The 24726-nt window shown below is 72.8% G+C and carries 19 protein-coding genes; 7 read left to right on the top strand and 12 right to left on the bottom strand.

Features of this window, described 5'->3' with window-relative positions:
- Positions 1–7 precede the first annotated feature (7 nt).
- Positions 8–565 carry a hypothetical protein gene (locus FMEAI12_RS35160; protein WP_112109338.1) on the bottom strand — a complete coding sequence of 186 codons (558 nt, stop codon included), beginning with the start codon at positions 563–565 and terminating at the stop codon, positions 8–10.
- Positions 566–734: 169 nt separating this feature from the next.
- Here FMEAI12_RS35160 and FMEAI12_RS35155 point away from each other — a divergent pair, with 169 nt between their 5' ends.
- From FMEAI12_RS35155 to FMEAI12_RS35140, 4 genes are all read left to right on the top strand, one after another.
- Positions 735–1382, top strand: coding sequence for a hypothetical protein (locus FMEAI12_RS35155; protein ID WP_112109337.1), 648 nt, complete (start codon positions 735–737; stop codon positions 1380–1382).
- A gap of 89 nt (positions 1383–1471) precedes the next feature.
- Positions 1472–2113, top strand: coding sequence for a class F sortase (locus FMEAI12_RS35150; RefSeq protein WP_235015095.1), 642 nt, complete (start codon positions 1472–1474; stop codon positions 2111–2113).
- Between the two features lie 335 nt (positions 2114–2448).
- Positions 2449–4050, top strand: coding sequence for an MFS transporter (locus FMEAI12_RS35145; RefSeq protein ID WP_304598648.1), 1602 nt, complete (start codon positions 2449–2451; stop codon positions 4048–4050).
- A gap of 7 nt (positions 4051–4057) precedes the next feature.
- Positions 4058–4726, top strand: coding sequence for a TetR/AcrR family transcriptional regulator (locus FMEAI12_RS35140; RefSeq protein WP_020463162.1), 669 nt, complete (start codon positions 4058–4060; stop codon positions 4724–4726).
- Between the two features lie 265 nt (positions 4727–4991).
- Here FMEAI12_RS35140 and hpnH read toward each other — a convergent pair whose 3' ends face one another.
- The 10 genes from hpnH to FMEAI12_RS35090 form a co-directional block, all read right to left on the bottom strand.
- The gene (gene hpnH, locus FMEAI12_RS35135; RefSeq protein WP_018503788.1) at positions 4992–5999 is read right to left on the bottom strand and encodes an adenosyl-hopene transferase HpnH; all 1008 of its coding nucleotides are present in this window, start codon (positions 5997–5999) and stop codon (positions 4992–4994) included.
- Between the two features lie 555 nt (positions 6000–6554).
- A complete protein-coding gene (ispH, locus tag FMEAI12_RS35130; RefSeq protein WP_112109335.1) occupies positions 6555–8534 on the bottom strand; it encodes a 4-hydroxy-3-methylbut-2-enyl diphosphate reductase in 1980 nt (659 codons plus the stop codon).
- A complete protein-coding gene (locus FMEAI12_RS35125) occupies positions 8531–10732 on the bottom strand; it encodes a prenyltransferase/squalene oxidase repeat-containing protein (protein WP_112109334.1) in 2202 nt (733 codons plus the stop codon). Before FMEAI12_RS35125 ends, ispH begins: the two co-directional genes overlap by 4 nt.
- A gap of 85 nt (positions 10733–10817) precedes the next feature.
- Positions 10818–11834 carry a polyprenyl synthetase family protein gene (locus tag FMEAI12_RS35120; RefSeq protein WP_020463166.1) on the bottom strand — a complete coding sequence of 339 codons (1017 nt, stop codon included), beginning with the start codon at positions 11832–11834 and terminating at the stop codon, positions 10818–10820.
- Positions 11831–13519: a hydroxysqualene dehydroxylase HpnE gene (gene hpnE / locus FMEAI12_RS35115; RefSeq protein ID WP_112109333.1), complete on the bottom strand. Its 1689-nt coding sequence runs from the start codon at positions 13517–13519 to the stop codon at positions 11831–11833. The genes FMEAI12_RS35120 and hpnE overlap by 4 nt, the downstream gene beginning before the upstream one ends.
- Entirely contained in the window at positions 13516–14418 is a 903-nt protein-coding gene (gene hpnD, locus FMEAI12_RS35110; protein WP_112109332.1) for a presqualene diphosphate synthase HpnD, read from the bottom strand. Before hpnD ends, hpnE begins: the two co-directional genes overlap by 4 nt.
- Complete coding sequence (hpnC, locus tag FMEAI12_RS35105) at positions 14415–15560, bottom strand: squalene synthase HpnC (protein ID WP_112109331.1); 1146 nt, start codon at positions 15558–15560, stop codon at positions 14415–14417. Before hpnC ends, hpnD begins: the two co-directional genes overlap by 4 nt.
- A gap of 689 nt (positions 15561–16249) precedes the next feature.
- Positions 16250–16978 carry an SDR family oxidoreductase gene (locus FMEAI12_RS35100; RefSeq protein ID WP_083390780.1) on the bottom strand — a complete coding sequence of 243 codons (729 nt, stop codon included), beginning with the start codon at positions 16976–16978 and terminating at the stop codon, positions 16250–16252.
- 512 nt (positions 16979–17490) lie between these two features.
- Positions 17491–18021 carry a DUF192 domain-containing protein gene (locus FMEAI12_RS35095; RefSeq protein ID WP_235015094.1) on the bottom strand — a complete coding sequence of 177 codons (531 nt, stop codon included), beginning with the start codon at positions 18019–18021 and terminating at the stop codon, positions 17491–17493.
- 106 nt (positions 18022–18127) lie between these two features.
- The gene (locus FMEAI12_RS35090; protein WP_255565781.1) at positions 18128–18979 is read right to left on the bottom strand and encodes a TetR/AcrR family transcriptional regulator; all 852 of its coding nucleotides are present in this window, start codon (positions 18977–18979) and stop codon (positions 18128–18130) included.
- Positions 18980–19197: 218 nt separating this feature from the next.
- Here FMEAI12_RS35090 and FMEAI12_RS35085 point away from each other — a divergent pair, with 218 nt between their 5' ends.
- Complete coding sequence (locus FMEAI12_RS35085; RefSeq protein WP_112109329.1) at positions 19198–21456, top strand: MMPL family transporter; 2259 nt, start codon at positions 19198–19200, stop codon at positions 21454–21456.
- A 160-nt stretch (positions 21457–21616) separates the two neighbouring features.
- Here the strand turns inward: FMEAI12_RS35085 and FMEAI12_RS35080 are convergent, their stop codons facing one another.
- Entirely contained in the window at positions 21617–23125 is a 1509-nt protein-coding gene (locus tag FMEAI12_RS35080; protein ID WP_255565779.1) for an aspartate aminotransferase family protein, read from the bottom strand.
- 130 nt (positions 23126–23255) lie between these two features.
- Here FMEAI12_RS35080 and FMEAI12_RS35075 point away from each other — a divergent pair, with 130 nt between their 5' ends.
- Both FMEAI12_RS35075 and fxsA read left to right on the top strand, forming a co-directional pair.
- Positions 23256–24422: a glycerate kinase gene (locus FMEAI12_RS35075; RefSeq protein WP_235015092.1), complete on the top strand. Its 1167-nt coding sequence runs from the start codon at positions 23256–23258 to the stop codon at positions 24420–24422.
- A gap of 83 nt (positions 24423–24505) precedes the next feature.
- Positions 24506–24682, top strand: a complete 177-nt coding sequence (fxsA, locus tag FMEAI12_RS35070; protein ID WP_112109327.1) for an FxSxx-COOH cyclophane-containing RiPP peptide — start codon at positions 24506–24508, stop codon at positions 24680–24682.
- Positions 24683–24726 lie beyond the last annotated feature (44 nt).

Here is a 24726-nt window from a genome sequence, read left to right as displayed (position 1 = left end):
AATCTCCTCATCTCGACGGCGACGGCGACGGCGTGGCCGGGGCGGACGGCGCCGGCCACGCCGTCGCCGGTACCGACGAGACCTCGGTGGTCACCGGCTCGCGCCCTGGGGCCGGCTCCGGCTCCGCGGCCTGCGCGGGGTCCGCGCTCGGTACGTCCGCCGGCAGCGGGCGGTACGTCACCGCGGGGACCCCGGTGGGGTCGGCGAACCCCTCCGCCCCGGGTCTGAGCCGGCCGGCCTCGACCATGGCCGCGAGCCGGCGCCGGGCAGCCAGGTCGCTCTCGACACGCGGCGCGGGCTCGGTGGGAACGGGCATCGCGGACGGCGGGCTGGGCGATGCCGAGACGCCCGCCGGCAGGAGGATCGGTCCGCCGAGGTCGGGTGGCGGCGGCAGGCTTCCGCCGGTCACGGCGACCCCGAACCCGGGCGCGGCGATCGCGGCCGCGACGACAACCGCCAGCACGACACCGGGGACGGCGACGAGCAGCCGGCGGACGACGTCCGCGGAGGTGACACGGGCGGGGGTGATCCGCCGGTGCCGCCGGTCCCGCCGGATGGGCCTCACGGTGACTAAGGCTAACGGGGGTCTCCGGCTCCCGGCGCGGGCCGGGCTCCACGGCCGATGAGAAGGGTCTCACCCGCGTCTCACCGCGAGCCCACGATCGGCGACGAGTGTCGCTTGCGCGCCGCGGGCTCGCCGCGGCGCGCAGGCACCGAAGCGAGGTCACAACTCCATGGGTCACATCGCTCACGATCACGCGGCGCGGGGACGCCAGGCCGCCACCCGCCCGGCCGCCACCCGCCGCACCGCGGCGCCCGGGTCCAGGCTGCTGGGCGCGGTCGGGCTGGCCGCCGCGCTCGCCGGCGCCGGCGCCACCGGCACAGCGTCCGCGGCCAGCACCCCGGCCGTGCCGACACCGGCACAGTCCACGCCGTCCGCGGCACCCGCGCCGTCCGAGACACCCGCGCCGGTCCCCGCTGTCCCGGGCGACCCGACGGCGCCGTCCGCCGTGCCCGATCCCACGCGGCCGGGTGCCTCCTCGGTGCAGGGGGCGCCCGTCCCCGACTGCGAGCACCTGCCGGCGACGGTGACCCGCGAGGAGCTGATCGAGCTGCGCCGGCGCTGTGACGCCGCGGCGGCCCGGGACGGCGACTCCGCCCTTCCCGCCGGCGGGATCGACACGGGGGCCGGCGGGACCGCGCGCACGGCCGCCGCGCTCGGCACCGGCGGGGCGGGCCAGGCCACCGCGGCCCGGGACGAGAGTGGGCAGGGGCCCGGACTCGCGCTCGCCGCGGGCGGCACCGGCATCGGGGCACTGGCCGGTCTCGGCGTGCTGACCGGCCTCGGCGCGCGGCGGCGCCGGGCGCGGGCCGAGATCTGACCAGGGCCCGGTCCGGAGACGGATACCGGATCGAGACCCGGGGCGGGACCGGGCCGTTCGGGCGGCGGGGTCGGCGGGGGCGACGCGCGTTGCTGCCGGCCGCGGCCCTCGTGCTGCTGTTCCCCTGGTCGGTGTCCTGCGGGCCACGACCGGACCGGCCTGCCTCGACGCCGGCGACCCCGCCCGCGGCCGCCGACCGGTCGACGCCGCCAGCGGTGACGTCGTCCACCGTGGGCACGGGCACCGGAGCCGGCACGGGCACCACGGCCGGCACGGGCGCGGGTTCGACCCAGGTCGCCGACCCGGTACGGGTCCGGATCCCGGCCATTGCCGTCTCGGCGCCCGTCGTGCCGTTGTCCCTCGACGGTGGCGGGCGGCTGCAGGCACCAGACGGGTTCAGCGAGACCGGGTGGAACGCCGCCGGTCCCGAACCGGGTGAGACGGGCACCGCGGTGATCGCCGGACACGTGGACTCGCGGACGGGCCCGGCGGTCTTCTTCCGCCTGCGGGAACTCGCCGCCGGCGATCGGGTGGAGGTCGACCGGGCCGACGGGTCGTCCGCGGTCTTCGTGGTACGCAGGCTGGCCCGCCTCCCGAAGGACGCAGTGCCCGCCGACGTCTACGGCTCCACGGGGGCGCCCGCGCTGCGGCTCATCACCTGCGGAGGTGTCTTCGACCAGGCCCGTTCCAGCTACCGGGACAACGTCGTGGTGTTCGCCGACCTGGCCTGACCAGCGGCCGGGCGGGAGTCGGGCGGCCCGCTGCCGACCGCTCCCACCCGGCCCCGGGAGCGCAAGCTCACACCCCTGCGGGGAGAAATCGGCGCGGGCCACTCCCCAGGACCCCCCACCTCATGCTTTACTAAAATTTAGTTGTAACAACCAATCAACAGGCGAACCAGTGACCAGGGGAGCAGGCCACGTCGACCTCGATGACGCCGCCCCCCGGCTTGCCGCCGGGCGGCCAACCGCACGCCGTGACCCGCGCACCGGGATCGGACCATGACTCAGCCGAGGAGCGGCGCCAGCGCCGGGCCAGCCCGGCAGGCCTGACCCACCGCGAGACCATGCGGGCCCTCTCCGGCCTGCTGCTGGCCCTGTTCGTATCGATGATCTCCTCCACCATCGTGACGAACGCGCTGCCCAGGATCATCTCCGACCTGCACGGCAGCTCGACCAGCTACACCTGGATGATCACGGCGACGCTGCTGGCGATGACCGCCACCACGCCGATCTGGGGCAAGCTGGCGGATCTGTTCAACCGTAAGGTGCTGGTCCAGACGGCCCTCGGGATCTTCGTGGGCGGATCCCTCCTGGCCGGGCTGTCGACGTCCACGAGCATGCTCATCGCGTTCCGCGTGGTGCAGGGCGTCGGCGTCGGCGGGCTGTCGGCGCTGGTCCAGATCGCGATAGCCGCGATGATCGCGCCGCGTGAACGCGGGCGCTACAACGGCTACCTGGGCGCGACCTTCGCCGTGTCGACCGTCAGCGGCCCGCTCATCGGCGGCGTGATCGTCGACATCCCAGGCCTGGGCTGGCGCGGCTGCTTCTACCTGAGCCTGCCGATCGCCATCGTCGCGTTCGTCATTCTCCAGCGGACGCTGCGGCTGCCCACCGTGCGCCGCGAGATCTCCATCGACTACGCGGGCGCGACCCTGATCGCCGCCGGCGTGAGCGCCCTGCTGATCTGGACGTCGCTGGCGGGGTCGAGCTTCCCGTGGGCGTCCGCGCAGACAGCACTGCTGCTCGGCGGGGGGCTGACGCTGCTCGCCGTGGCCGTCTGGGTCGAGACGCGCGCCACCGAGCCGATCGTCCCGCTGCGGCTGTTCCGTAACCGGACGATCGTGCTGGCCGTGGCCGCGAGCGCCTGCCTCGGCACCGTCATGTACAGCGCGAATCTGTTGTTCAGCCAGTACTTCCAGCTCGGCCGTGGGGAGAGCCCGGTGCTGTCGGGGCTGCTCACGGTGCCGATGGTGGGCGGCCTGGCCGTCTCGTCGCTGGTGGTGGGAGGTGCCATCAGCCGCACCGGCTACTGGAAGCGCTACCTGATCGCCGGCACGATCCTGATCGGGACGGGCCTCGTCCTGCTGAGCACAATCAGTGAGCACACGAACCTCGTCGCGGTGTCGGTGTTCGCGAGCCTGGTGGGAGCCGGACTGGGCATGACCCAGCAGAACCTGGTGCTCGCCGCGCAGAACTCCGCCGACGCCGCCGATCTCGGGGTGACCAGCTCCACAGTGGCGTTCTTCCGCAGCGTCGGCGGGACGAGCGGCGTCGCGGCACTCGGCGCGCTACTCGCCCATCGCGTCAGCGTGTCGTCCGTCTCCGGACTGCGCTCGCACGGCCTGCCGGCCGACACTCTTGGGGACGGCCGCTCCGTGCCCGATCCCACAGCGCTGCCCGGCCCGGTCGCCGACGTCGTGCACCACGCGTACGGGCTCGGAGTGTCCGACGTGTTCCTCGCCAGCGCGCCACTCGCGCTGCTCGCGCTGGTAGCGGTGCTGTTCGTGCCGGCCACACGGCTGCGTTCCAGCGCGGGGGTTGCGGGCGGCGAGCGTGTAACGCCCGAGCGCGCCCACCCCGGAGGGGCCGTGACGGACCTCGACGAGGATGTGGAACGGACCGCGTGGCGGGCAGCCGCCGGTGTCTCGGCCGAACCTGCACCATAATCAAGGGGTGACACGCAGCCGTCGGCCCGAACAGACGGCCGATACCCGACAGGCACTGCTGGCCGCGGCAAGGCGCCGGTTCGCCGAACAGGGCTATGCCGCGACCGGCACCGAAGAGATCGTCGCGGACGCGCGGGTCACCCGGGGAGCTCTTTACCATCACTTCCGCGACAAGGCTGACCTGTTCCGCACGGTCATGGAGCAGGTCGCGATGGAGGTCGCGGAGCAGCTGGTCGCGGGTGAACTGGCCCGCGGCGCGGAGCTGCCCAGCGACGCCTGGACGCAGCTGCGCACGGGCTTCCAGTCGCTGCTGGACATCTCCACCACCGACAGCGACTTCCAGCGCATCGTGCTCATCGACGGCCCGGCTGTCCTCGGCAACGACGCCTGGGACCAGCTCGTCGAGCAGCACGGCTACCGCCTGCTCTCGGAATGGCTCGAGCGGGCGGTGGCCGAGGGCCGCATCGACCCGTTGCCGGTGGCACCGCTGACCAGGCTCGTCGCGGCGCTGCTGTCCGAGGCGAGCCTGTACACCGCGCGGGCGGCGGATCCCGACCGGGCCCGCACCGATGTCGGGATCGTGCTCGACCGTCTCCTGCGCGGCCTGGGCCGGCGCGGCGGCGACCTGGCCGACCAGCCCGCCGTCAGCGCCGGCGCTCCTCCCGCGTCCGACTGACCGACCGACTGACCGACCGACCGACGGCGACAGCACGACGGACCGCCGAGATCCGGCGGCCGCTACGAAGACACCCGGCCGCCTACCGCTGTCCCGCGGGCACGTCCCGCGGGACAGCACGACGGCCCGCGGGACAGCACCGCAGTTCGGCATCGGGTGCGGTAGGTATCGGGTGCGGTTGGCCTCGGGTACGGAGAACGACAAACGCCGCCCCGACCCGTTTCCGGGTCGGGGCGGCGTTGTCGTCAACGCGCCGATCTGGGTGTCAGGCACCCATCCGCGCGGCCCGGATGGACTCCTTGAGCGAGCCCATCGTCGCCAGCACGGCGGACGTCTCGTAGCCGCAGTGCGCCATGCAGTTGGCGCAACGCGGGTCCTTGCCGCGACCGTAGGCGTCCCAGTCCGTCGTCTCGACGAGCTCCTTGTAGGACGTCACGTACCCGTCCGACATCAGGTAGCAGGGCTTCTGCCAGCCGAACAGCGAGTAGCTCGGAATCCCCCACGCGGTGCAGGAGAGCTCCTTCTTGCCCTCGAGGAAGTCCAGGAAGACCGGCGAGTGGTTGAGGCGCCACTTCTTGCGCCGACCGTCGCCGAACACCTTCGAGAACATCTGCCGGGTCTCCTCGACCGCGAGGAAGTGCTCCTGGTCAGGAGCCTTCTCGTAGGCGTAGCCCGGCGAGAGCTGGATCTGGTCGACCTTGAGGTCGTCGTTCAGGAAGTTGATGATGTCGATGACATCCTGCGGGCTGTCGTTGTTGAAGAAGGTCGAGTTGCTGCCGACCTGGAAGCCCGCGGCCTTGGCCGCCTTGAAGGCCTCGATGCACTCGTCGAACGTGCCAGGCTTCTCGACGATCGCGTCGTGACGCTCCTTCAGCCCGTCGATGTGCAGCACGAAGGTGAAGTACGGCGACGGAGTGAAGTTCTTCAGCTTCTTACGGAGCAGCAGCCCGTTGGTGCAGAGGATGACGAACTTCTTGCGCTTCACGAGGGCGTTGACGATCTCATGCATCTGAGGGTGCATCAACGGCTCGCCGCCCGCGATCGCGACGACGGGCGCGCCACACTCCTCGACTGCGGCGAGCGCGTCCTCGACGCTCATCCGCTGCTTGAGGACGGATGCGGGGTGCTGGATCTTGCCACAACCCGTGCAGGACAGGTTGCAGGCGAACAGTGGTTCGAGCTCCAGAACGAGCGGAAAGTGCTTCCGGCGGAGCAGCTTCTGCTTCGCCAGATACGTTCCAACGCGGAGTGAGTACCGCCAGGCGACAGCCACGGCTCACGCCCCCCTTTCGTCGGCCGCTCAGAGGCGACCCGAGGTCTTGGGAAGACCATACAGTGTGTACGTACAGGCTGCATGTGGATCAGCGAATGAGTTCTGGCACACACCACGGGCAAACAGGGGGCAGTCCCGGCGAGTGTGTCCTCGAGAAGTCCGGCAGCCGACATGGCGAACACCGGCCATAGACCGGGGATCTCGAACGCGCTACTGGCGGTAACCATGACCAGGGCATTTACCGGGCTCTGGTCACCCTGCGCGAATTGACTCCGGCACCCGGTCCGCTAATCCCGGAGGAGGCGGCGGGCCGTTCCCGGTGGGTCGCCGGATGAGTGGCTTCCGGCGCCGGCGGTCCACTCTCCGGGCTGACATTCACGCGACACGTACGCGGCCGAGCACATACCCGAACGGGCCGTCCGCCCCGTGGCGGTGTCAGGAATTGACCGCACGGCGCGCCCGATGTCAGGAACCGGCCGACAACGCCGGCGGCCCGGGTTCCGATGAACCCGGGCCGTCGGCGCTGGAACTGACGCGTGCCTGCCTGACCGCGCGTCATCTCCGTTCGGAGAGCGGTCGACGGACCTCCTTCGGCAGGTGGAAGGAGATCGACTCCGAGCCCACGGAACGGACCGACACCGACGCCGACCCCAGCCCCGACAGTGCCGCCGTCAGCTCCTCGACGAGCAGCGGCGGCGCGGAGGCCCCGGCGGAGATGGCGACGGTCCGCACCCCCTTGAGCCAGTCGAGCTGGACGTCCTCGACGCTCTCGACGAGGTGCGCGGCGACGCCGTCCCGCTCGCTGACCTCGACCAGCCGGCGCGAGTTCGAGCTGTTCTCCGACCCGACGACCAGGACGAGCTCCGCCTCGGCGGCCACCCGGCGAACCGCGTTCTGCCGGTTGGACGTCGCGTAGCAGATGTCGGCCGAGCCGGGGCCGACGACGGCCGGGAAGCGGTCGCGCAGCGCGTCGACGACCTCCTCGGCCTCGTCCACGGCGAGCGTGGTCTGCATGAGGTAGGTGACCCGCTCCGGGTCGGCGACCTCGAGGTCCTCGACCGCGGCGGCGGACTCGACCAGTTGGATCCGCCCCGGTGCCTCGCCGAGCGTCCCGTCCACCTCCTCGTGGCCGGAGTGCCCGATGAGCAGGACGGTGTCGCCGCGCGCGGTGAACCGCCGCGCCTCGGCATGCACCTTCTCCACCAGCGGGCAGGTGGCGTCGATGACCGCCAGGTCGCGCTCGCCCGCCTCGTCCCAGATCGCGGGGGCGACCCCGTGCGCGGAGAAGACCACGGTCGCGCCGGGCGGGACCTCGTCCAACTCCTCGACGAAGACCGCGCCGCGGCTGGCCAGGTCGGCCACGACGTGGGTGTTGTGCACGATCTGCTTGCGGACGTAGACCGGTGCGCCGTGGATCTCCAGCGCCCGTTCGACCACCTCGATGGCGCGCTCGACCCCGGCGCAGAAGGCGCGCGGCTCGGCGAGGAGCAGCCGACGGCTGCTGACCGCCTCCACCCACGCGCGGATCGCCGGGCCGAGCTGGTTGATCGTGCGCAGCCCGGCCACCCCGCGCCGGACCAGGTCAATCCGGCCCAGCGGCTGGTCGGGGGTGTCCACGATCACCCGGATCACCGCGAACGGGCGGGTGCCAGCACCGGGGGCGAGGGCGGCGGACTCCATGTCCACGGCGATGGCACCGGTCGCGGCCAGCTCGGCGCGGGCCGATCCGACCGCCACCTGGGCTACCGACACGACCGGTCCGACGTGCACCCGGAGGCCGGCACGGCGCAGTTCGCCGGCCAGCAGCGGGGCGGTCGGGCAGGTCCCCGTCACTGTGCCGTCGGCGAGGCGCACCTCGCTCGCGACGACCACGTCGCCGGGCTTCGTCTCGACGGTGAGCCCACCGGCGAGACCGACGACGGCCACCGCGTCCGGCCGGGCATCGCGGACCACGCGGTTCGCGCGATGCGCCTTGTCCGGGCCCATCCCGGTCCGCACGATCACGGTGCCGGGCGGCAGGTCGGCCCGGCCGATCGCGAATCCCTCGAGACGCAGCGGGGCGGCGACGACGAGACGCGGGGTGCGGGGTGCCGGCTGGACCGGCGACCCCTTCGCGCTCACCGTGCGTACCCGGGCCGCGGCCGCGGCCCCGTTCGGGGCCGGGCTCACCGCCGCGGGCACCGCCCGGGTCACCAGCGGGCTCGCGGCCGAAGCCGCCCCCCGCCGCGACCCGACCGACGGCAGCGCCGAACCGGCCCGCGACGGCCCGCCGGCCGGCGGCACCGCGCCGGCCTGCTCGGGGATGGCCGCCCTCGGCACCGCGGCCGCGGGCACCGCGGCACCCGCGGGCACCACCGGTGCCGCCGGTACCACAGGCACGACCGGCGACGCGGGCGCGACGGGCGACGCGGGCCGCACGGCGGCCGGGCCGAAGCCCGGCGATCCGAGGCTCGGCGCCGTGGCGTCGCGCGGGGTAACGGTGGGCGAACCGCCGTGGTCGGCGTCGCCCCCGTTGTCTGCTGCCGGGATGCTCATGACGTCGACCTGCCGGTGAGGGTCACGTACCGACCGAGTGCCGTCACGGGAAAGACCAGCCGGTACAGGTGATAGTTGATGGAGAAGTCCCAGGGGAAGCCCGTGCCGGTGAACTGCGGCTCGTCCCAGGTGCCGTCGGGGCGCTGGGTGTCGCAGAGCCAGCGCACGCCGCGTTCGACCGCCTCCCACTCGGCGGTCCCGGACGCCGGTTCGGCGGCCAGCAGCGCCAGCAGCGCCCAGGCGGTCTGCGAGGCCGTCGGCTCGCCGCGCCCGATCCACTCGTCGTCGCGGTAGGAGCGCAGGTCCTCGCCCCAGCCGCCCTCCGGCGTCTGGTGCTCGACGAGCCAGTGCATCGAGGAGACGATCGCCGGGTGCTCCGCGCTGACACCCGCGGAGATCAGCGCGGGCACGACCGCGCCGGTGCCGTAGACGTGGTTCACGCCCCAGCGGCCGAACCACGACCCGCCGGCCTCCTGGTTGTCCAGCAGCCAGCGGACCCCGCGCTGGGTGATCGGGTGGTCGGAGCGACCCAGCAGGGCGAGCATCTCGACCATGTGCGCGGTGACGTCCGCCGACGGTGGGTCGACCACCTCACCGAAGTCGCAGAACGGGATCTTCGTGACCAGGGTGCGCACGTTGTCGGCGTCGAACGCCGCCCAGGCACCGTTCGACGAGCGCATGCCCACCGACCAGTCGACGCCCCGCTCCGCGGCGGCGCGCAGCCGGGCGGCGAGCTCCGGGTCCGCGGCGGCGATCGTGCCGGCCGCGGCCACCGCGGCCTCCGCCGCGGCGGAGGCCGCGGTGGCCGCGGCCGAGCCGGGGCCGGAGCCGTCGGAGTGGTCCACCGGGCCGTGACCGTCGCCGAGCAGGCGGCGGATGGCGATGACCACCTCGGCGGTGTCGTCGACGTCCGGGTAGAAGTCGTTGTCGAACTCGAACGCCCAGCCGCCCGGCGCGAGGGTGGGACGGCGCACCGCCCAGTCACCGGCGACGCGCACCTCCTCGTCGGCGAGCCAGCGACCGGCCCGGACCATAGCCGGGTGGTCACCGCCCAGACCGGCGTCCGCGAGCGCGACGACGGCCAGCGCCGTGTCCCAGACCGGCGACTGGCACGCCTCGATACGGCGCACCGTGCCCTCCGGTGTCTCCTCACGGATCGTGAACCGGTCGAGGGCGCGGAACGCCATCGAGATCACCGGGTGGTTCAGGGGGTAGCCCATGAGGTGCAGGGCCATGATCGAGTAGACCATCGGCGGCTGGATGCCACCCCAGCAGCCGTCCGCCTCCTGGCGGGCGATCACCCATTCGGCGGCGCGGCGCAGCGCGAGCCGGCGCAGCGGCTGGAAGGGCCGCTTCTCGTAGCGGTGCAGCACGGAGTCGAGCCGCTCGAACGCACCGGCCCAGCTCCGCAGCGGCGCCCTGGCCGCCTTGGGCGCCGGGACTCGCAGCTCGTCCAGGGTGAACCCGAACGAACGCACCGGCCGCAGCGAACCGACGATCGTCAGCGCCACCACGGTCTGGCGAGCCCAGCAGGCGAAGTCGTAGATGTTCAGCGGGAACCACGGCGGAAGGAAGGTCATCTCCGCCGGCAGCACCGGGACGTCGTCCCAGGACCACTCGCCGAACAGCGCCAGCCAGATCCGGGTGAACACCCGGGACGCGGCGATGCCGCCCGCGGAGCGCACCCACTCGGCGGCGGAGCGCATGTGCGGGGCGTCCGGGTCGTCCCCGGCGAGCCGCAGCGCGACGTAGGCCTCGATGGTGGTCGAAAGGTCGGACGGGCCGCCGTAGAAGGTGGCCCAGCCGCCGTCGGAGAGCTGTTGGGAACGGATCCAGCGTCCGGTCTCAGTGGCCGTCGACGGGGTCAGGATGCCGAGGAACTGCCGAAGCATGAGGTCCTCGGCGTCCATGGTGACGTTGGTCTCCAGCTCGCCCTTCCACCAGCCCTCCTCAGCCTGCAGGGAGAGCAGATGGTCGCGGCCACGGCGCATCGCGCCCACCACCGGGTCGACCGGCGTGCCGGTCGACACCGTGCCGGTCGACACCGAGTCGATCGACAGCGAGTCGGTTCGCACTGCGCCGGCGGTCTCGAAGGACCCGGCGTCCACCGACGGCCGTGCCACCGACGGGTTCGGGATCTTCGGGCTCTGCGCCGCGGCCGTCGGGGCAGCCGAGGACTGGTCCGAGGTCAGGCTCATCGACGACTCCCCTCGTCGTATATGTACTGGTCGTGCGGATGACCGCCGGGCGACCGGCGGGCGGGTACTGCCACCTCGCTCCCCCTCAGCGATCTCGTTCGGTCACGAACCGCGCCATCGCCAGCAGCTCCGCCTCGGCCGACGCCGGGATCGAGATCGAACGCAGCGCGTTCTCACACGCCTTGAGCTGGCGGTCCGCCTCGGCCGTGGTCCAGTCGCGGCCACCGGCCCGCTCGACCAGGGCCGCGATGCGGTGCAGGTCGTCCTCGGAGGCCTCACCCTCCTCGGTGAGGAAGGCCCGCAGCTCGTCGGCGTCGTCTCCGCCCGCCTCGAGCGCGACGACCACCGGCACCGACTTCTTCCGCGAGCGCAGGTCGTTGAGCACCGGCTTGCCGGTCACCGCCGGGTCGCCCCAGATGCCGAGCAGGTCGTCGATGAGCTGGAAGGCGGTGCCCAGCCGCGAGCCGTACTCGGCGAGGCCGTCGACCACCTCGTCGGGCGCGCCGGCGAGGACCGCGCCGAGGGAGGCCGAGCAGGCCAGCAGGGCACCGGTCTTGCCGTCCTCCATGTGCAGCGTCTCGGCCACCGAGACGTCCGAGCGGCTCTCGAAGAGGAGGTCCTCGGCCTGCCCGCGGACCAGGTCCTGGACGCCGGCGCCGAGGATCACCGCGGCGCGGCGGCCGGGCTCTCCCTCGACCTCGAGCAGGACCTGGGTGGCGAGGCCGAGCAGCGCGTCGCCGGCGAGGATGGCTCCGTCGGCGCCGAAGACCGTCCAGGCGGTGGCCCGGTGGCGGCGCTCGCGGTCGCCGTCCATCAGGTCGTCGTGCAGCAGCGAGAAGTCGTGCACCAGCTCGACCGCGACCGCGGCCGGCAGGCCGACCTCGGCCGGGGCGCCGGCCGCCTCGGCGGAGAGCAGGGCGAGCGCGGGCCGGACGAGCTTGCCGCCGTTGCCGGGCACCGGCTCACCGGCCGCGTCCACCCAGCCGCGGTGGTAGGCGACGACGTGGCGCAGCCGGGGGTGGAGCCGGTCCACCGTGGCGCGCAGCGCGGGCACCGCCAGGGCGCGCCCGCGCTCGATCGCTTCCGGAACCGTTGTGGTCATACCGGGAATCCCCCCGTGGACTTAGACGTCTCTGTCTGGGCCGTCGCTGTGTGTGGCGTCGCTGTGTGTGGCGCCGCCGGTTCAGCCGCTGTCGCCGCGGCGCTGACCGTCCGCACGTCCACGGTGCCTGCCTCCGTCGCGACGGCGGAGGCCGGGGTGAGACCTTCGATGTCCCCAGAACGGGTCGGTGCCTCGCCGCGCGACTCGCCGCGTTGCCCGGGCGGACCGTGACCGACCACAGACAGTGCGCTTCCAGCTACCCCCATGCCGGCGAGCGTCTCACGGGCCGCAGCGATCCCGCTACGCACAGCGCCTTCCATGGTCGCCGGCCACCCGGTGTCCGTCCACGTGCCGGCCAGCGCGAACCCGGGCAGGCTGGTCGCCTGACCCGGGCGCAACCCGAGCGAACCGGGCGCCTGCCGGAAGGTCGCGGTGCGCTCCCTGGTCACGAACACCTCGAGCAGCTCGGCGGCCCGGGCGGCCGGGAACAACCGACGCATCTCCTCGACGAACAGCTTTCGCAGGTCGTTCGCGGGCTGGTCGACCCATTCCTCCGCCGCCGACTGCGACAGCGCAAGGTACTGCGCCCCGGGCGGGCCCACCTCGGCCAGGCCGGAGGAGACCGTCCGGTCGAAGATCCACTGGATGGGCGAGCCGACGACCGCGAGCATCGGACCGTCGAGCACCGGCCGATCGAAGATCATGTGTACGTTGATGATGGGCGAGACGCCGAGCTCGCGCAGCTTCGCCGGGTCGACGCCGGAGCCCTCGGGCAGCAGGCCGGCGGCGGCCGGCGGCGGAACCGCCAGCACCACCCCGTCCGCGACCAGGACCTCGCCGCCGTCCAGAGTGACCTCCCAGCCGGCTGCCGACCGGGTGATGGCCCGGGCCTTGGTCGCCGTGCGGACCGTGCCGCCCACCGTCTCCAGTGCCCGCACCGCCGCGTCGCCGTGCAGTTGCTGCAACGGGGCCTCGGGCCAGCCCAGGTCACCCGCATCGGCCCCGTCGAGCAGGCCGGTGCGGACCACCTTGGCGGCCAGGCCGAGTGAAGCCTCGGACGCCGGCGCGTTGAGGGTCGCGACGGTCAGCAGCTCCCAGAGGGCCTCGGTGGCCGCGGCGCTCTGGCCGTGCCGGCCGAGCCAGCCGCCGAAGGAGTCGCCGTCCACCGAGGGGTCGCGCTGGTCGAGGCGGCCGATACGGAAGGCCGCCAGCGCCGCGCGGATCCGGTCGGCGGGCGGGATCGCCCGATACCCCAGCAGGGCCGGGGCGAGGTGCAGCGGAGCCGGCAACGGCACCCTGGTCCGGCGCAGCCTGGTCCGGGTCAGCGAGCCGGCGATCAGCACCTCGACGTCCAGCCGCGGCTGCAGCGTGGTGAGCTGCGTCACCCCCAGCCGGGCCAGCAGCCCGCGGTAGGCGGTGCAGCACCGCATGAACACGTGCTGACCGGTGTCGATCCACAGCGTGCCGTCCTGGAACTTGCGCTGGAACGAGGTCGTCGCCCCGCCCAGACGCGGCCGGGCCTCCAGCAGCACCGCCTCGGCGCCCTCGTCCGCCGCGACCAGCGCGGCGGCGATACCGGCGAGGCCGCCGCCGATGACGACCACCCGCCGTCCCCGCGCCGCCGCACCGGTCCCGGCCCGATCTCCCGGCCGGTGACCCGGCCGTGTGTCCCCCCCGGCGCTCATGCCGCTCTCGCCTCCGATCTGCCGGCGAGGCTGCGGGCGGCCACGACCGCCTTCTCCCAGCCCGGCAGTGACAGCCGGCGTTCCAGGACCGCGGTGGGGTCCTGCCGGATGCGCCGGTTCAGGCGCAGGTAGATCCCGGCCATGGCACCGCAGCAGGCGGCGCTGCGCCGGTCGAGCAGGCCGAGCAGCGCCAGGCCCCGCGTGTACCACTCGTCGGCGCGCGCGGCGCAGTCGCGCAGGTAGTCCACCAGTGCGTCCTCCGGCCCACCGAGGCGCCCGGCCGGGCTCACCACCAGGGTGACGCCGGCCTTCTCCAACTCCGTCGAGGGCAGGTAGATGCGGCCGTTGAGGAGATCTTCGCGGACGTCGCGCAGGATGTTGGTCTGCTGGAGCGCCACGCCGAGCGCGTCGGCGATCTCGGCCGAGCGGGCGTCGCCGGCCGACCCGTCCACGCCGAAGATGCCCAGCGAGAGCCGGCCGATGGTGCCCGCCACCAGCCGGCAGTACCCGACCATGTCGTCGAACGTCTCGTAGGGGACCCCGTGAACGTCGCTCTCGACCCCGTCGGCGAGCTCGATGAAGGCTTCCATCGGGACGGGGAAGCGGCGGGCGGTGTCCGCGAGCGCCACCATCACCGGGTCGGAGCTGTTGATGTCCAGCGCGCGGACGTCGGCGCGGACCTTCTCCAGGCCGGCGAGCTTCTCCTCATCCGGCAGGTCGCCGTCGCCGATGTCGTCGAGGCGACGCGCCAGGGCGTACACCGCGGACAGCGCGCCCCGCTTCTCGGCCGGCAGCAGGCGGATGCCGTAGCTGAAGTTCCGCGCGGCCTCCCGCGTCAACGCCTCGCAGGAGGCGTAGGCCTCGGCGACGGTGGAGCTGCCCGGGACACCCGCGCTCATCTGGCACCCTCCGGGACGTCGACGTCGGATCCGGCGGGCGCCGGAGCCGGGACGGCACTCGCCACCGCGGCGCCCCCGCCGGGGGTGGTGGTGGGAATGGTGCCGCTGGGAACAGGGCCGCTGGAACCGGTGCCGCCAGCAGCGGCGGCACCGGGAGCGGTGGTGCTGGGAGCAGTGGTGCTGGGAGCGGTGGTGCTTGAAGCGGTGACGGCGGTGCCGGCGGCACGGGCGGCCGCGGCCTGCCCGGGCACCAGCGACCGGGCCCACGCGGCCGCGGCGAAGGCCGCCATCCGGGGCTTGGGGGCCTTGGGCGCGCCGCCGAGCATGTCGTAGTCGGCGCGGCGGATCGCGTCGAGCGCGGCCCGGCCGCCCCCCACGAATCCGGCCATCGCCAGTCGCAGCCGGCCACCGACCAGGTTCACCAGCGGTGCCCCCTGGTCCAGCAAGGTCCGGGCCCGGGCCACTTCGAAGGCCATCAGGTGCCGCACCGCGGGCGAGGCGACCGGCGCGGCCAGGTCGGCCTCGGTCACCCCGAACGCCTCCAGGTCCTCCAGCGGCACGTAGATCCGGCCGGCCGCGAGGTCCTCGGCGACGTCCTGGAAGTGCTCCGCGAGCTGCAGCGCGGTGCAGATGCGGTCGGACAGCGCGATCCGCGCCGGAGTCGCCAGACCGAACACCCCGAGCACCATGCGGCCGATCGGATCCGCCGAGAGGGTGCAGTACTGCACGAGGTCCTCGTAGGTGTCGTACCTGGTGACGATCTGGTCCTGCCGGTTGGCCTGCACGAGCCGCCGGAACGGCTCGGCCGGCAGGTCGCAGGCCCGCACGGTGTGCGCGAGCCGACGGTGGACGGGCAGCTTCGGCTCGCCGCCCGACCAGATCAGCTCAAGGTCGGCGGCAAGCTCGTCGAGCAGCGCCAGACGGTCGCCGGGGGCCTCGTCACCGATGTCGTCAACGAGACGTCCGAAGACGTACAGCGCGTTGAGGTGATCCCGGGTCGCGGCGGGCAGCAGCCGTGAGGCGACCGGGAAGTTCTCGGCGGGCGCGGCCAGCAACACCTGCTCGGTGGGCGTGGTGAGGTCGGTCGTGCCGGGGTGGGCAGACGGTCGCGGTGGGCCGGTTCGGGCGTCGATTGCGGTCATACGCCTCTCCTTAACGTGGCGGTCTGCGCTCCGGGTGCGCGGTGCGGTGTGCGTCGTGTGCGTCGTCCGTGCGGTGGTGGCACGTGCCGGTCATGGCGCGTGCTGCCGCCGGTACGCGCCGTGTCGCCGCCAGCCGCCTCCGGTGACCGGGCGGGCACCGGCCGGATGGGCACCGGCCGGGTTGCCGCCGCGAGGGCCGGAGAAGGCCCGGTCCCGATGGCGGAGCCCGGTCGTTGTGACGGAGTCCGGTCTCGGTAGCGTGACCGGGTCACCCGGTTCGGTGGCCCATCCCGGCTCCGCTCCGGATCCCGCCGCCGGCTCCCCGCCGCCGACGCACCCACTCGATCAGGTGACGACGCGACGAGCCACTCGACAGGCACCTCCGGGGACCTCCCAGGTTGTGTTCGACGGCGACCTGGTCAGCGTGTCGGTCAGGCGGAGCGCGAACCCGAGCGGTGGTCCACCCGGGCAGAGCACGCCATGGTCAGGGGCGCGGCGGGCGGCATTCCCGGAGTCGGGTGCCCGGGGCAACGGGCACACCTCCCGGTCCGCGGGCGGACCCGCCCCCACCGCCGGTGAGACGGCGGCGACGGGCCGCGCCGCGGCTGCCGCCTCGCCGCCGGTGGGGGTGCCACCGGCGGCGACTCAGTAGTCGACCTGCTCACTCACCTCCCGGGCCGGCCTCGGGCTCATCCGAAGACACCGGCCAGGCGGCGGTACAGAGAAGGAGCCGCGCCGTGCACGCGCGCGGCCGCGGACAACCACCGTGGCACCCATACTTCGGCGTCTCCCCGACCGGCGGCAGCGATCATGCGCTGCGCCACCAGACCGGCCGGGATGGGACGCGGCCACCGGCGCACATACGGTGCGCCACGCCGGTGGAAGAAGGGGGTGTCGACCACTCCCGGTAAACACAACGTCACGCTGATGCCACGTCCGGATACTTCGGAGCGAAGCGCATCAGCGAAGCCGATCATCGCCGCCTTCGTCGCCGAGTACACGACCTCACCCCGCACGCCGAGCGCACCGGCGACACTGCCGACCAGGAGGATTCGCCCCTCCCCGCGGTCGAGCATCGCCGGCAGCATCGCCCGGACCAGCATCATCGGGGCCAGGATGTTCACGGCGACGAGATCATTGATGGCGGACGGGGGCATCACGTCGAACGGCCCCGCGGCCCCCAGGCCCGCCGAGCAGATCACCAGGTCCACGTCGCCGAGCAGCTCCGCGGCGCGGGAGGCCACCGTGACCTCGGAGCCGGGACGTGCGAGGTCCACGGCGATCCGATGGCCCTGCGTAGCGGCCGCCACCTCGTCCAGGGCCGGGCCGTTCCGCCCGACCAGGAGCGATCGGCAGTTCTGGTCGGCGAGCAGGAGCGCCGCCTCCCGGCCGATGCCGGAGCTGGCTCCGGTCACCACGGCTGTCCGTGGCGGCCATCCCCCCGGCGAGGCGGATCGCGCACCGCTGGACACGACGGTCAGGCCCCCCTCGCGGGCAGCTGCGCGGGGCCGGGTGTTCACGGCCCACCACCTCGGGTCACACGGTCCCCCCCGTGGTCCCGTTCCGGCACAGGTTTCACGTCACCTACTGCTTCCGTTTATGTCGCCCTCCACCATCGGCGTTCCACGTGTGACGGGATCAGACCTGCGCTCCCGCCCACCGCCGGCTCGCTTCGAGCGGCTCCACCATTTCATCGTCCCGAGGCCGGGTCGTCCATCGTCAGATGGACGACATCGGACCTTGCTCCCTTACCACACATTCCTGAGACCAGCGGCAGACCAGATGCGGATTCACCTCACCGAAGCCACCAGTCAATTCCACCCTGGTTTTCGGCGTGGAATGACACAGCATTGACATCTACCGGACATCGAGACGTAGCTCACGCCCGCGGGAGCCACCACATCTGCCGACCATCGGCTACACCCTGCCGTCAGTCCGAACCGATCGCCACCGGATCACCGATGGCGACTCCGGCGAAGGTGTGTGCCGGTGCCTCCACTGCGTGTGTGTATGCCCCGCCCGGGTAGTAGACCGGGCAGGCCGACGGATCGTCGCCCGAACACGGCGTCATCTCCCGCACGCTGACAACCCTACCGTCTCGGACAAACATGATCGAAAGAGGCAGCAACGTCCGGAACATGTAGAAGCCGGACGTCGTCTCACCGCCAAAATCAAAGATCATGCCGTGGTCGGGCGGAAGCCAGGTTCGATACATCAGGCCACGGCGCCGCTCGTCGTCACTGTCGGCGACTTCTGCCGTGACCGTCCGGTCGCGAACCCGCACGGTGACGGTCTCGGTGACCGCCTCCGGTGCTCCCGCGCCCGCCGCGTTCCGGGCAGCCACCCCGGGGGGCTCGGGCACCGGCACGCTCCCGGCACCCGTGAGCCCGGCGCACACCGCCACGGAGGCCGCCAGGGCGACCACCACCAGCACGCCGGCCGCCTGTCGTCCGGCCGACATCCGGCCAGCCGACGTCCCGCCGGCCGATCTTCCGCCGGCCGACGGCCCGCCGGGGTTGTGACGCGGGGGGACGACGCGCCCGGAGGGCACGTCGTCCCGCCTCCCGTCACCGCGCGGGCGGGTCCACGGGCTGCTCGGATCCGAGCGCGGCAAGAGCAGCCTCCACGATCACACGCTGAAGTTCTGTCGGCAGCAGCGGCGCGAGTGGGGACAGCGCACCGACGCCGCCCGGAGCGCGGACACCCCTGTCTCGTGCACGGGTGTCAGTCGCGGTGCGCACCGAGCGGGCGTCGCCGACTGTCTGGATGCCGTCCGCCGCGGGAGTGCCCGGCTGCGATGCCGGGTCCGCCGCGCCGTCCGGAACAGCCGCGCCGCCGCATCCAGTAAAGCTGCTCAGGGCCCGGATGCCACGCGCGATCCCCACGCCGGTGGTGGTGACGCTGGTGGCACGCCCGGCACCGGCGGCCTCGGGCCCGCCCGCGGCGCCCCGGACCCGCTCGACGGCGGTGCCGAGGACACCGCTCTGGATGCACCCGAGCGCGCAGCGGGCCCGCAGCATCCGAGCCGGGGTGGGATCCGGCCCGGCGATCGCCCGGACGATCACCTCCTGCTGGGAGGTGATGTCGTCCTTTCCGATTCGCCGGTGCAGCACCGACGGATCGTTCGCGAAGGCGCAGAGCACTCCCCCGGTCTCCACCAGCAGGGCGACCATGCCCTCGAGGATCGCCCGCGGCGGCGGTGCCGGATCCTGGCGGGCGAGCTCGACCAGTTGCTCCAACCTGGAGACGAACGGGGAGATCAGCGCGTCAAGGATCGTTTCCTTGGACGAGAAGTGGTAGTAAAGCGCGGCCTTCGTCACTCCGAGTCGCTCAGAGATGTCGCGGACCGAGGTGCCCGCATACCCTCGTTCCGCGAAGAGCTCCACAGCGGCCGACAGGATCCGCGCTCGAGTGTCCACCCCCTGCGGACGCACGTGCCCAGCGACCACCAGCTCTGCACCCCCAGAGGACGAGTCAGCCGCGAATGTTACTCTGACTCCTACCTACTGAACGATCGGTAAGTTGGCGGGCGGCCAGATCCCCCCGATCAGGTCCACGACGAACGCCGCCGCCGATCAGTAGGCCGAGTGGCAGACCAGCCACAGACCGGCACAACCAGCATCTCCGAGGGGAAATCGTGGCAACGCTCGCGCGCTGGTGCTTCCAGCACCGCCGGCTCGTCCTGTTCCTGTGGATCGCCGCCCTCGTGGGGCTGACGGCGCTCGGCCGGGTGACGGGCAGCGACTACAAGGACGCCTTCTCCCTGCCTGGGACCGACTCCCAGAAGGCCATCGACATCCTCGAACGCGACTTCCCGGCGCAGTCCGGCGACAGCGCGTCCATCGTGCTGCACGCCCGCACCGGTGCGCTGAGCGATCCCGCGGTCGAGCCCCGGGCGACGGAGATGTTGGCGAAGATCGCCGACCTGCCCCACGTCGCCGAGGTGGTCAGCCCGTTCACCGCCGACGGCGAGGGCCAGACCAACCCCGACGGCACCACCGCCTTCGCGACCGTCGCGCTCGACCTGCCCGGCAACGAGCTGCCCCTCGACGACATCGAGCGCCTGGTCGACACGGCCCGCTCCTATGACTCCGGCGCGCTGCAGGTCGAGCTCACCGGGCAGGTCGTCGCGATCGTCGAGCAGCCGCAGCAGAGCGCGAGCGAGCTCATCGGCGTTGTCGCCGCCGCGGTCATCCTCTTCCTCGCCTTCGGCTCCCTGCTCGCGGTGACCCTGCCCCTGATCACCGCCATCATGGCGCTCGGCGTCGGCATGGCCCTCATCGTCCAGGTCTCGCACCTGACGACCGTCGCCGAGTTCAGCACCATGCTCGCGACGTTGATCGGCCTCGGCGTCGGCATCGACTACGCGCTGTTCATCGTGAACCGCCACCGCATCGGCCTGCGCGCCGGCCGCACGCCGGAGGAGTCCGCGGTCACCGCGGTCAACACCTCCGGCCGCGCCGTGATCTTCGCCGGTATGACGGTCTGCATCGCGCTGCTGGGCCTGTTCGCACTGGGGGTGACCTTCCTCTACGGGGTCGCCCTCGCCGCGGCCCTGACCGTCGCGATGACGATGCTCGCCTCGGTCACCCTGCTGCCCGCCCTGCTCGGCTTCTACGGGTCGAAGGTGCTCAGCCGCCGGCAGCGGCGCCGGATGGCCGAGCACGGCCCCGAGCCGGAGCAGCCCTCAGGGTTCTGGTGGCGGTGGGCCAAGGGTGTGGAGCGCCGCCCGGCGGTGCTCGCGGTGCTCAGCGCCGGTGTGATCGTCCTGATCGCGATCCCGTTCCTGTCCCTGCGGCTCGGCTCGTCCGACCTCGGGAACGGCGCCGACACCAAGACCAGCAAGCGCGGCTACGACCTGCTCGCCGACGGCTTCGGCCCCGGCTTCAACGGGCCGTTCATGCTGGTCACCGAGATCAACTCGCCGGCTGACCTGCAGACCATGAACCAGGCTGTCGAGGCGGCCCGCAAGGCGGAGGGTGTCGCCTCGGTGACCCCGCCGCGCCAGAGCCCGAACGGCCACGCCGCGATCGCCACGCTCTACCCGACGACGAGCCCGCAGGCGGCCGAGACCGCCACCCTGCTCGACCGGTTGCGCGACGACGTCATCCCGGCGGCCACCGGGGGCGCCGCCTCGCCGGTCTACGTCGGCGGCATCACCGCGGTCTTCGAGGACTTCTCCGGAGTGCTGTCGAGCAAGCTGCCACTGTTCATCGGGATCGTCGTGGTCCTCGCGTTCCTGCTGCTGGTCGTGGTCTTCCGCAGCCTGCTCATTCCGCTGACGGCCTCGCTGATGAACCTGCTGGCGGTGGGCGCGGCCTTCGGCGCCGTGGTGGCCGTGTTCCAGTGGGGCTGGCTGTCGGACCTGCTCGGCATCAGCCCCGGGCCGATCGAGTCGTTCCTTCCGGTCATGCTCTTCGCGATCCTGTTCGGGCTTTCCATGGACTACGAGGTGTTCCTGGTCAGCCGCATGCACGAGGAGTGGACGGCCCGGCGGGACAACCGCATCGCGGTCTCCCTGGGCCAGGCCGAGACGGGCCGCGTCATTTCCGCCGCAGGCGCAATCATGACCCTGGTGTTCGCCTCGTTCATCCTCGGCGACGACCGGGTCATCAAACTGTTCGGCCTCGGCCTGGCGCTCGCCATCCTGCTGGACGCGTTCGTCATCCGCACGGTTCTGGTGCCGGCCCTCATGCACCTGTTCGGCCGTGCGAACTGGTGGCTGCCGAAGGGCCTCGACCGGGTCCTGCCACGGGTCTCCGTCGAATCCGCGGAGGACATCGAGGAGATCCGCCACACGCCGCTGCCCGCGGACGCGGTCGGTGACACCGTTCCCGCGCAGCCGCACGGCCCCGCCGACGGCCGGGACGCCACCGAGCCCGAGCGCGCCCACTAGGCGGTCGAGCCGACTCGCTGGTTCCGAGTCGGCTCGGTGGTCCTGATTCCCAGCCGGTGCCCGGTCTGGTTCGCCCTCCGACAGAGGCGGACCAGGCCGGGCATCCGCCGTTCAGAGCCCGGCCGGCTCCGCCTCCGTCCTCGGCCGACCGATGCCCCGGTCACCGGGCACCGGTCACCGGGCACCCGGTGTAGTAACCGTCCGCGACGGTCAGGGCCTCGTCCAGGATCGACAGACCGAGCGAGACGTCCTCGGGACCGGTGGTGCACGGCGGCACCACATGCACCCGGTTGAAATGGATGAACGGCCACAGGCCGCGTTCCCGGCAGGCCGCCGTCACAGCCGCCATCGGCGCGGCCGCGGCACCCGTCGCGTTGAACGGAACCAACGGTTCCCGGGTAACCCGGTCACGGACGAGCTCGACCGCCCAGAACACCCCGAGCCCGCGCACCTCACCCACGCTGGGATGCCGCTCGGCGATTTTCGCCAGCTGCGGCCCGATGACCTCGGACCCAAGCGCGCGGGCCCGACCGAGAACATCCTCGGATTCAAAGGATTTTATGGACGCCACCGCCGCCGCGCACGCGAGCAGATGCCCCGAATAGGTCAGCCCGCCGGGATACGGCCGCCGCGCGAACAGGTCCGCGATCCGCTGGGAGATAATCACCCCGCCGAGCGGCACATAACCCGAGTTGACGCCCTTCGCGAAGCAGATCAGATCAGGCACCACATTCCAGTGGTCGATCGCGAACCATTCCCCGCACCGCCCGAAACCCGACATAACCTCGTCGGCGATCAGCAGAATCCCGTGCGCGTCACACAGCTCCCGGACGCCGGCGAGATACCCGTCCGGCGGCACCAGGATCCCGTTCGTCCCGACGACCGGCTCGAGGATCACCGCGGCGATCGACGACGGCCCCTCCAGCTCGATCACCTCGGCGAGATGCGCGAGCGCCCGTTCCCCCTCCTGCGCCGCGTCGGCGGCGTGGAACGACGACCGGTACGGATAGGGGCCGAAGAAGTGCACCACACCCGGGATGCCCGGTTCGCTCGCCCAACGCCGGGGCTCCCCGGTCAGCGTGATCGAGCCGCCGGTCGAACCGTGGTACGACCGGTAGGCGGCGAGGATCTTGTTCCGCCCGGTGGCGAGCCGGGCCAGCCGCACGGCGTTCTCCGTGGCCTCCGCTCCACCGGTGGTGAAGAACACCTGGTCCAGATCGCCGGGAGCGCGCTCGGCGATCAGCCGCGCCGCCTCCGAGCGCACCGCGTGGGAGTGCTGTGGCCCGACCGTGGTCAGCTCCCGGGCCTGCGCCACGACCGCCTCGACCACCGCCGGATGCTGGTGACCGATGTTGGCGTTCACCAGCTGAGAGGAGAAGTCGAGGTACCGCTTGCCGCCCTCGTCCCAGAACCAGCTCCCCTCGGCCCCCGCGACCACGAGTGGGTGCATCGTCTCCTGCGCTGCCCAGGAGTAGAACACATGCCGCCGGTTCTCCGTGTTGGCCGTGCTCGCCTGCGTCATCATCGTCTCCCTGTCCGCGGACCGACTCGGCTGGCGGCGGTCGTCCCCCGCGCTCACCGCCTGGCAGTATGTCCCGCCACCAGGGCGGCCGGAACGGACCGCCCGCGGCAGGGCGAACACTGGTGCGAACCTCTCCCGGAGTCCCATGATCTCTCCATCCGGCGCGGCCGACCCTCCGCGCACCGCCTTGGCCGAGGCTGAGTCCACGGCCGCGGCCGTGGACCCGGTGGCCGCCGTTGTCGCTGCGGCTCCGGCGTCCGGCCCGGCGGAAGCGCCAGTGTCCGACTCTGCGGACTCCGGTGGTCCGCTGCGAATCGTCATCGCCCCCGATTCCTTCAAGGGTTCGGTCTCGGCGACCGAGGCCGCGGCGGCGCTGGCGCGCGGCTGGCGCGCGGCCCGTCCGGACGACGTCGTGCTCACCGTCCCGATCGCCGACGGCGGCGAAGGCACACTCGACGTCTTCGCCGCGGCCGCCCCGCAGGCCGTCAGGAACAACGTGGACGTCACCGGACCGGACGGCCGGCGAGTCACCGCCTCGTGGCTCGCCCTGCCCGACGGGACGGCCCTGGTCGAGCTTGCCCAGGCAAGCGGGCTTCCCCTGATGGCCGCACCGGATCCGCTGGGTGCCCACACCGTCGGGCTCGGCGAGACCATCGCCGCCGCCCTCGACGCGGGCAGCCGCCGGATCCTCGTGGCGCTCGGTGGCTCCGCCTCCACCGACGGCGGGACCGGACTGCTGACCGCCCTCGGCGCCCGCTTCCTCGACACCACCGGCCGGCCGTTGCCCCCCGGCGGCGGGAACCTCCTCTCGCTGGCCACCGTCGACCTGACCGGCCTGCGTACCCTCCCTCCGGACGGTGTGCGCTGTCTGGTGGACGTCGACGCCCCCCTGCTGGGCCCGACCGGAGCCGCGGCCGTGTTCGGACCGCAGAAGGGCGCCGGGGGCGCGGAGATCGCCCGCCTCGACGCGGGCCTGGCCCGCCTGGCCGAACGCATGGAGCACGCGGGCGCGCCGGCGGGCCTCACCGTGCTGCCCGGCGCCGGCGCGGCCGGCGGCACCGCCTACGGGCTCGCGGCGGCGTTGCGCGCCGCGCTGGTGCCCGGCGCGGCCACCATCGCCGACCAGGCCGGGCTGCCGGCGGCCCTCGCAGACGCGGACCTGCTGATCACCGGCGAGGGACGTTTCGACCAGACCTCCCTGGCCGGGAAGGTCGTCGGCGCGGTGTCGGTGCTGGCTGCCAGGGTCGGGCTGCCCGTGGCCGTGGTCGCCGGCCAGGTCACCGCCGACCCGCCGGCAGGGGGCGACGCGCTCGCGCTCGCCGATCTGGCGGGTGGGACGAGTGCGGCGATGGCCCACCCCGCCCACTGGCTGGAGCGGGCAGGCGCTCTCCTTGCCCGGCGCAAGTCGGACGGCCTGGCGAGGGCTACCAGCCGGCAGCCGTAGGCTTCGTCGTGGCGCAGGGGACCCCCCGGACCAGGCGCGGTATCCACGTGATTCGAGCCGGAACGGACGGAAGCGAGCGAGACATGAGCGACGGACCGATCGAGATCGAGTCGGCACTGCCCGACCTCTCCGATCTTGATCTAGACGCTCTCGACGGGCTCAAGATCCCAGCCCTCACCCGCGCCACCGAACGGCTTCGGAAGGTGGCGGACGGCCCGGACACCTTCTGGGCCGGATTCCAATCCAGCGCCCAGCCGTAAGCCTGTTCGGTGCGAGCCGACATTGCGGCCGTGGCCCTCGGCGC

This window comes from Parafrankia sp. Ea1.12 (genome assembly GCF_900465275.1).
GTDB lineage: Bacteria > Actinomycetota > Actinomycetes > Frankiales > Frankiaceae > Parafrankia > Parafrankia soli.
The sequence above is the reverse complement of the archived record's forward strand: the minus strand, read 5'-3'. Positions and strand labels throughout refer to the sequence as shown.

Coding starts and splice junctions, on each gene's coding strand:
- FMEAI12_RS35125 (WP_112109334.1), bottom strand. CDS start 10,732: ATGAGCCTGACCTCGGACCAGTCCTCGGCTGCCCCGACGGCCGCGGCG.
- FMEAI12_RS35095 (WP_235015094.1), bottom strand. CDS start 18,021: ATGTCGGCCGGACGACAGGCGGCCGGCGTGCTGGTGGTGGTCGCCCTG.
- FMEAI12_RS35145 (WP_304598648.1), top strand. CDS start 2,449: ATGCGGGCCCTCTCCGGCCTGCTGCTGGCCCTGTTCGTATCGATGATC.
- hpnC (WP_112109331.1), bottom strand. CDS start 15,560: ATGACCGCAATCGACGCCCGAACCGGCCCACCGCGACCGTCTGCCCAC.
- ispH (WP_112109335.1), bottom strand. CDS start 8,534: ATGAGCATCCCGGCAGCAGACAACGGGGGCGACGCCGACCACGGCGGT.
- FMEAI12_RS35155 (WP_112109337.1), top strand. CDS start 735: ATGGGTCACATCGCTCACGATCACGCGGCGCGGGGACGCCAGGCCGCC.
- hpnE (WP_112109333.1), bottom strand. CDS start 13,519: ATGAGCGCCGGGGGGGACACACGGCCGGGTCACCGGCCGGGAGATCGG.
- fxsA (WP_112109327.1), top strand. CDS start 24,506: ATGAGCGACGGACCGATCGAGATCGAGTCGGCACTGCCCGACCTCTCC.
- FMEAI12_RS35080 (WP_255565779.1), bottom strand. CDS start 23,125: ATGGGACTCCGGGAGAGGTTCGCACCAGTGTTCGCCCTGCCGCGGGCG.
- hpnD (WP_112109332.1), bottom strand. CDS start 14,418: ATGAGCGCGGGTGTCCCGGGCAGCTCCACCGTCGCCGAGGCCTACGCC.
- FMEAI12_RS35120 (WP_020463166.1), bottom strand. CDS start 11,834: ATGACCACAACGGTTCCGGAAGCGATCGAGCGCGGGCGCGCCCTGGCG.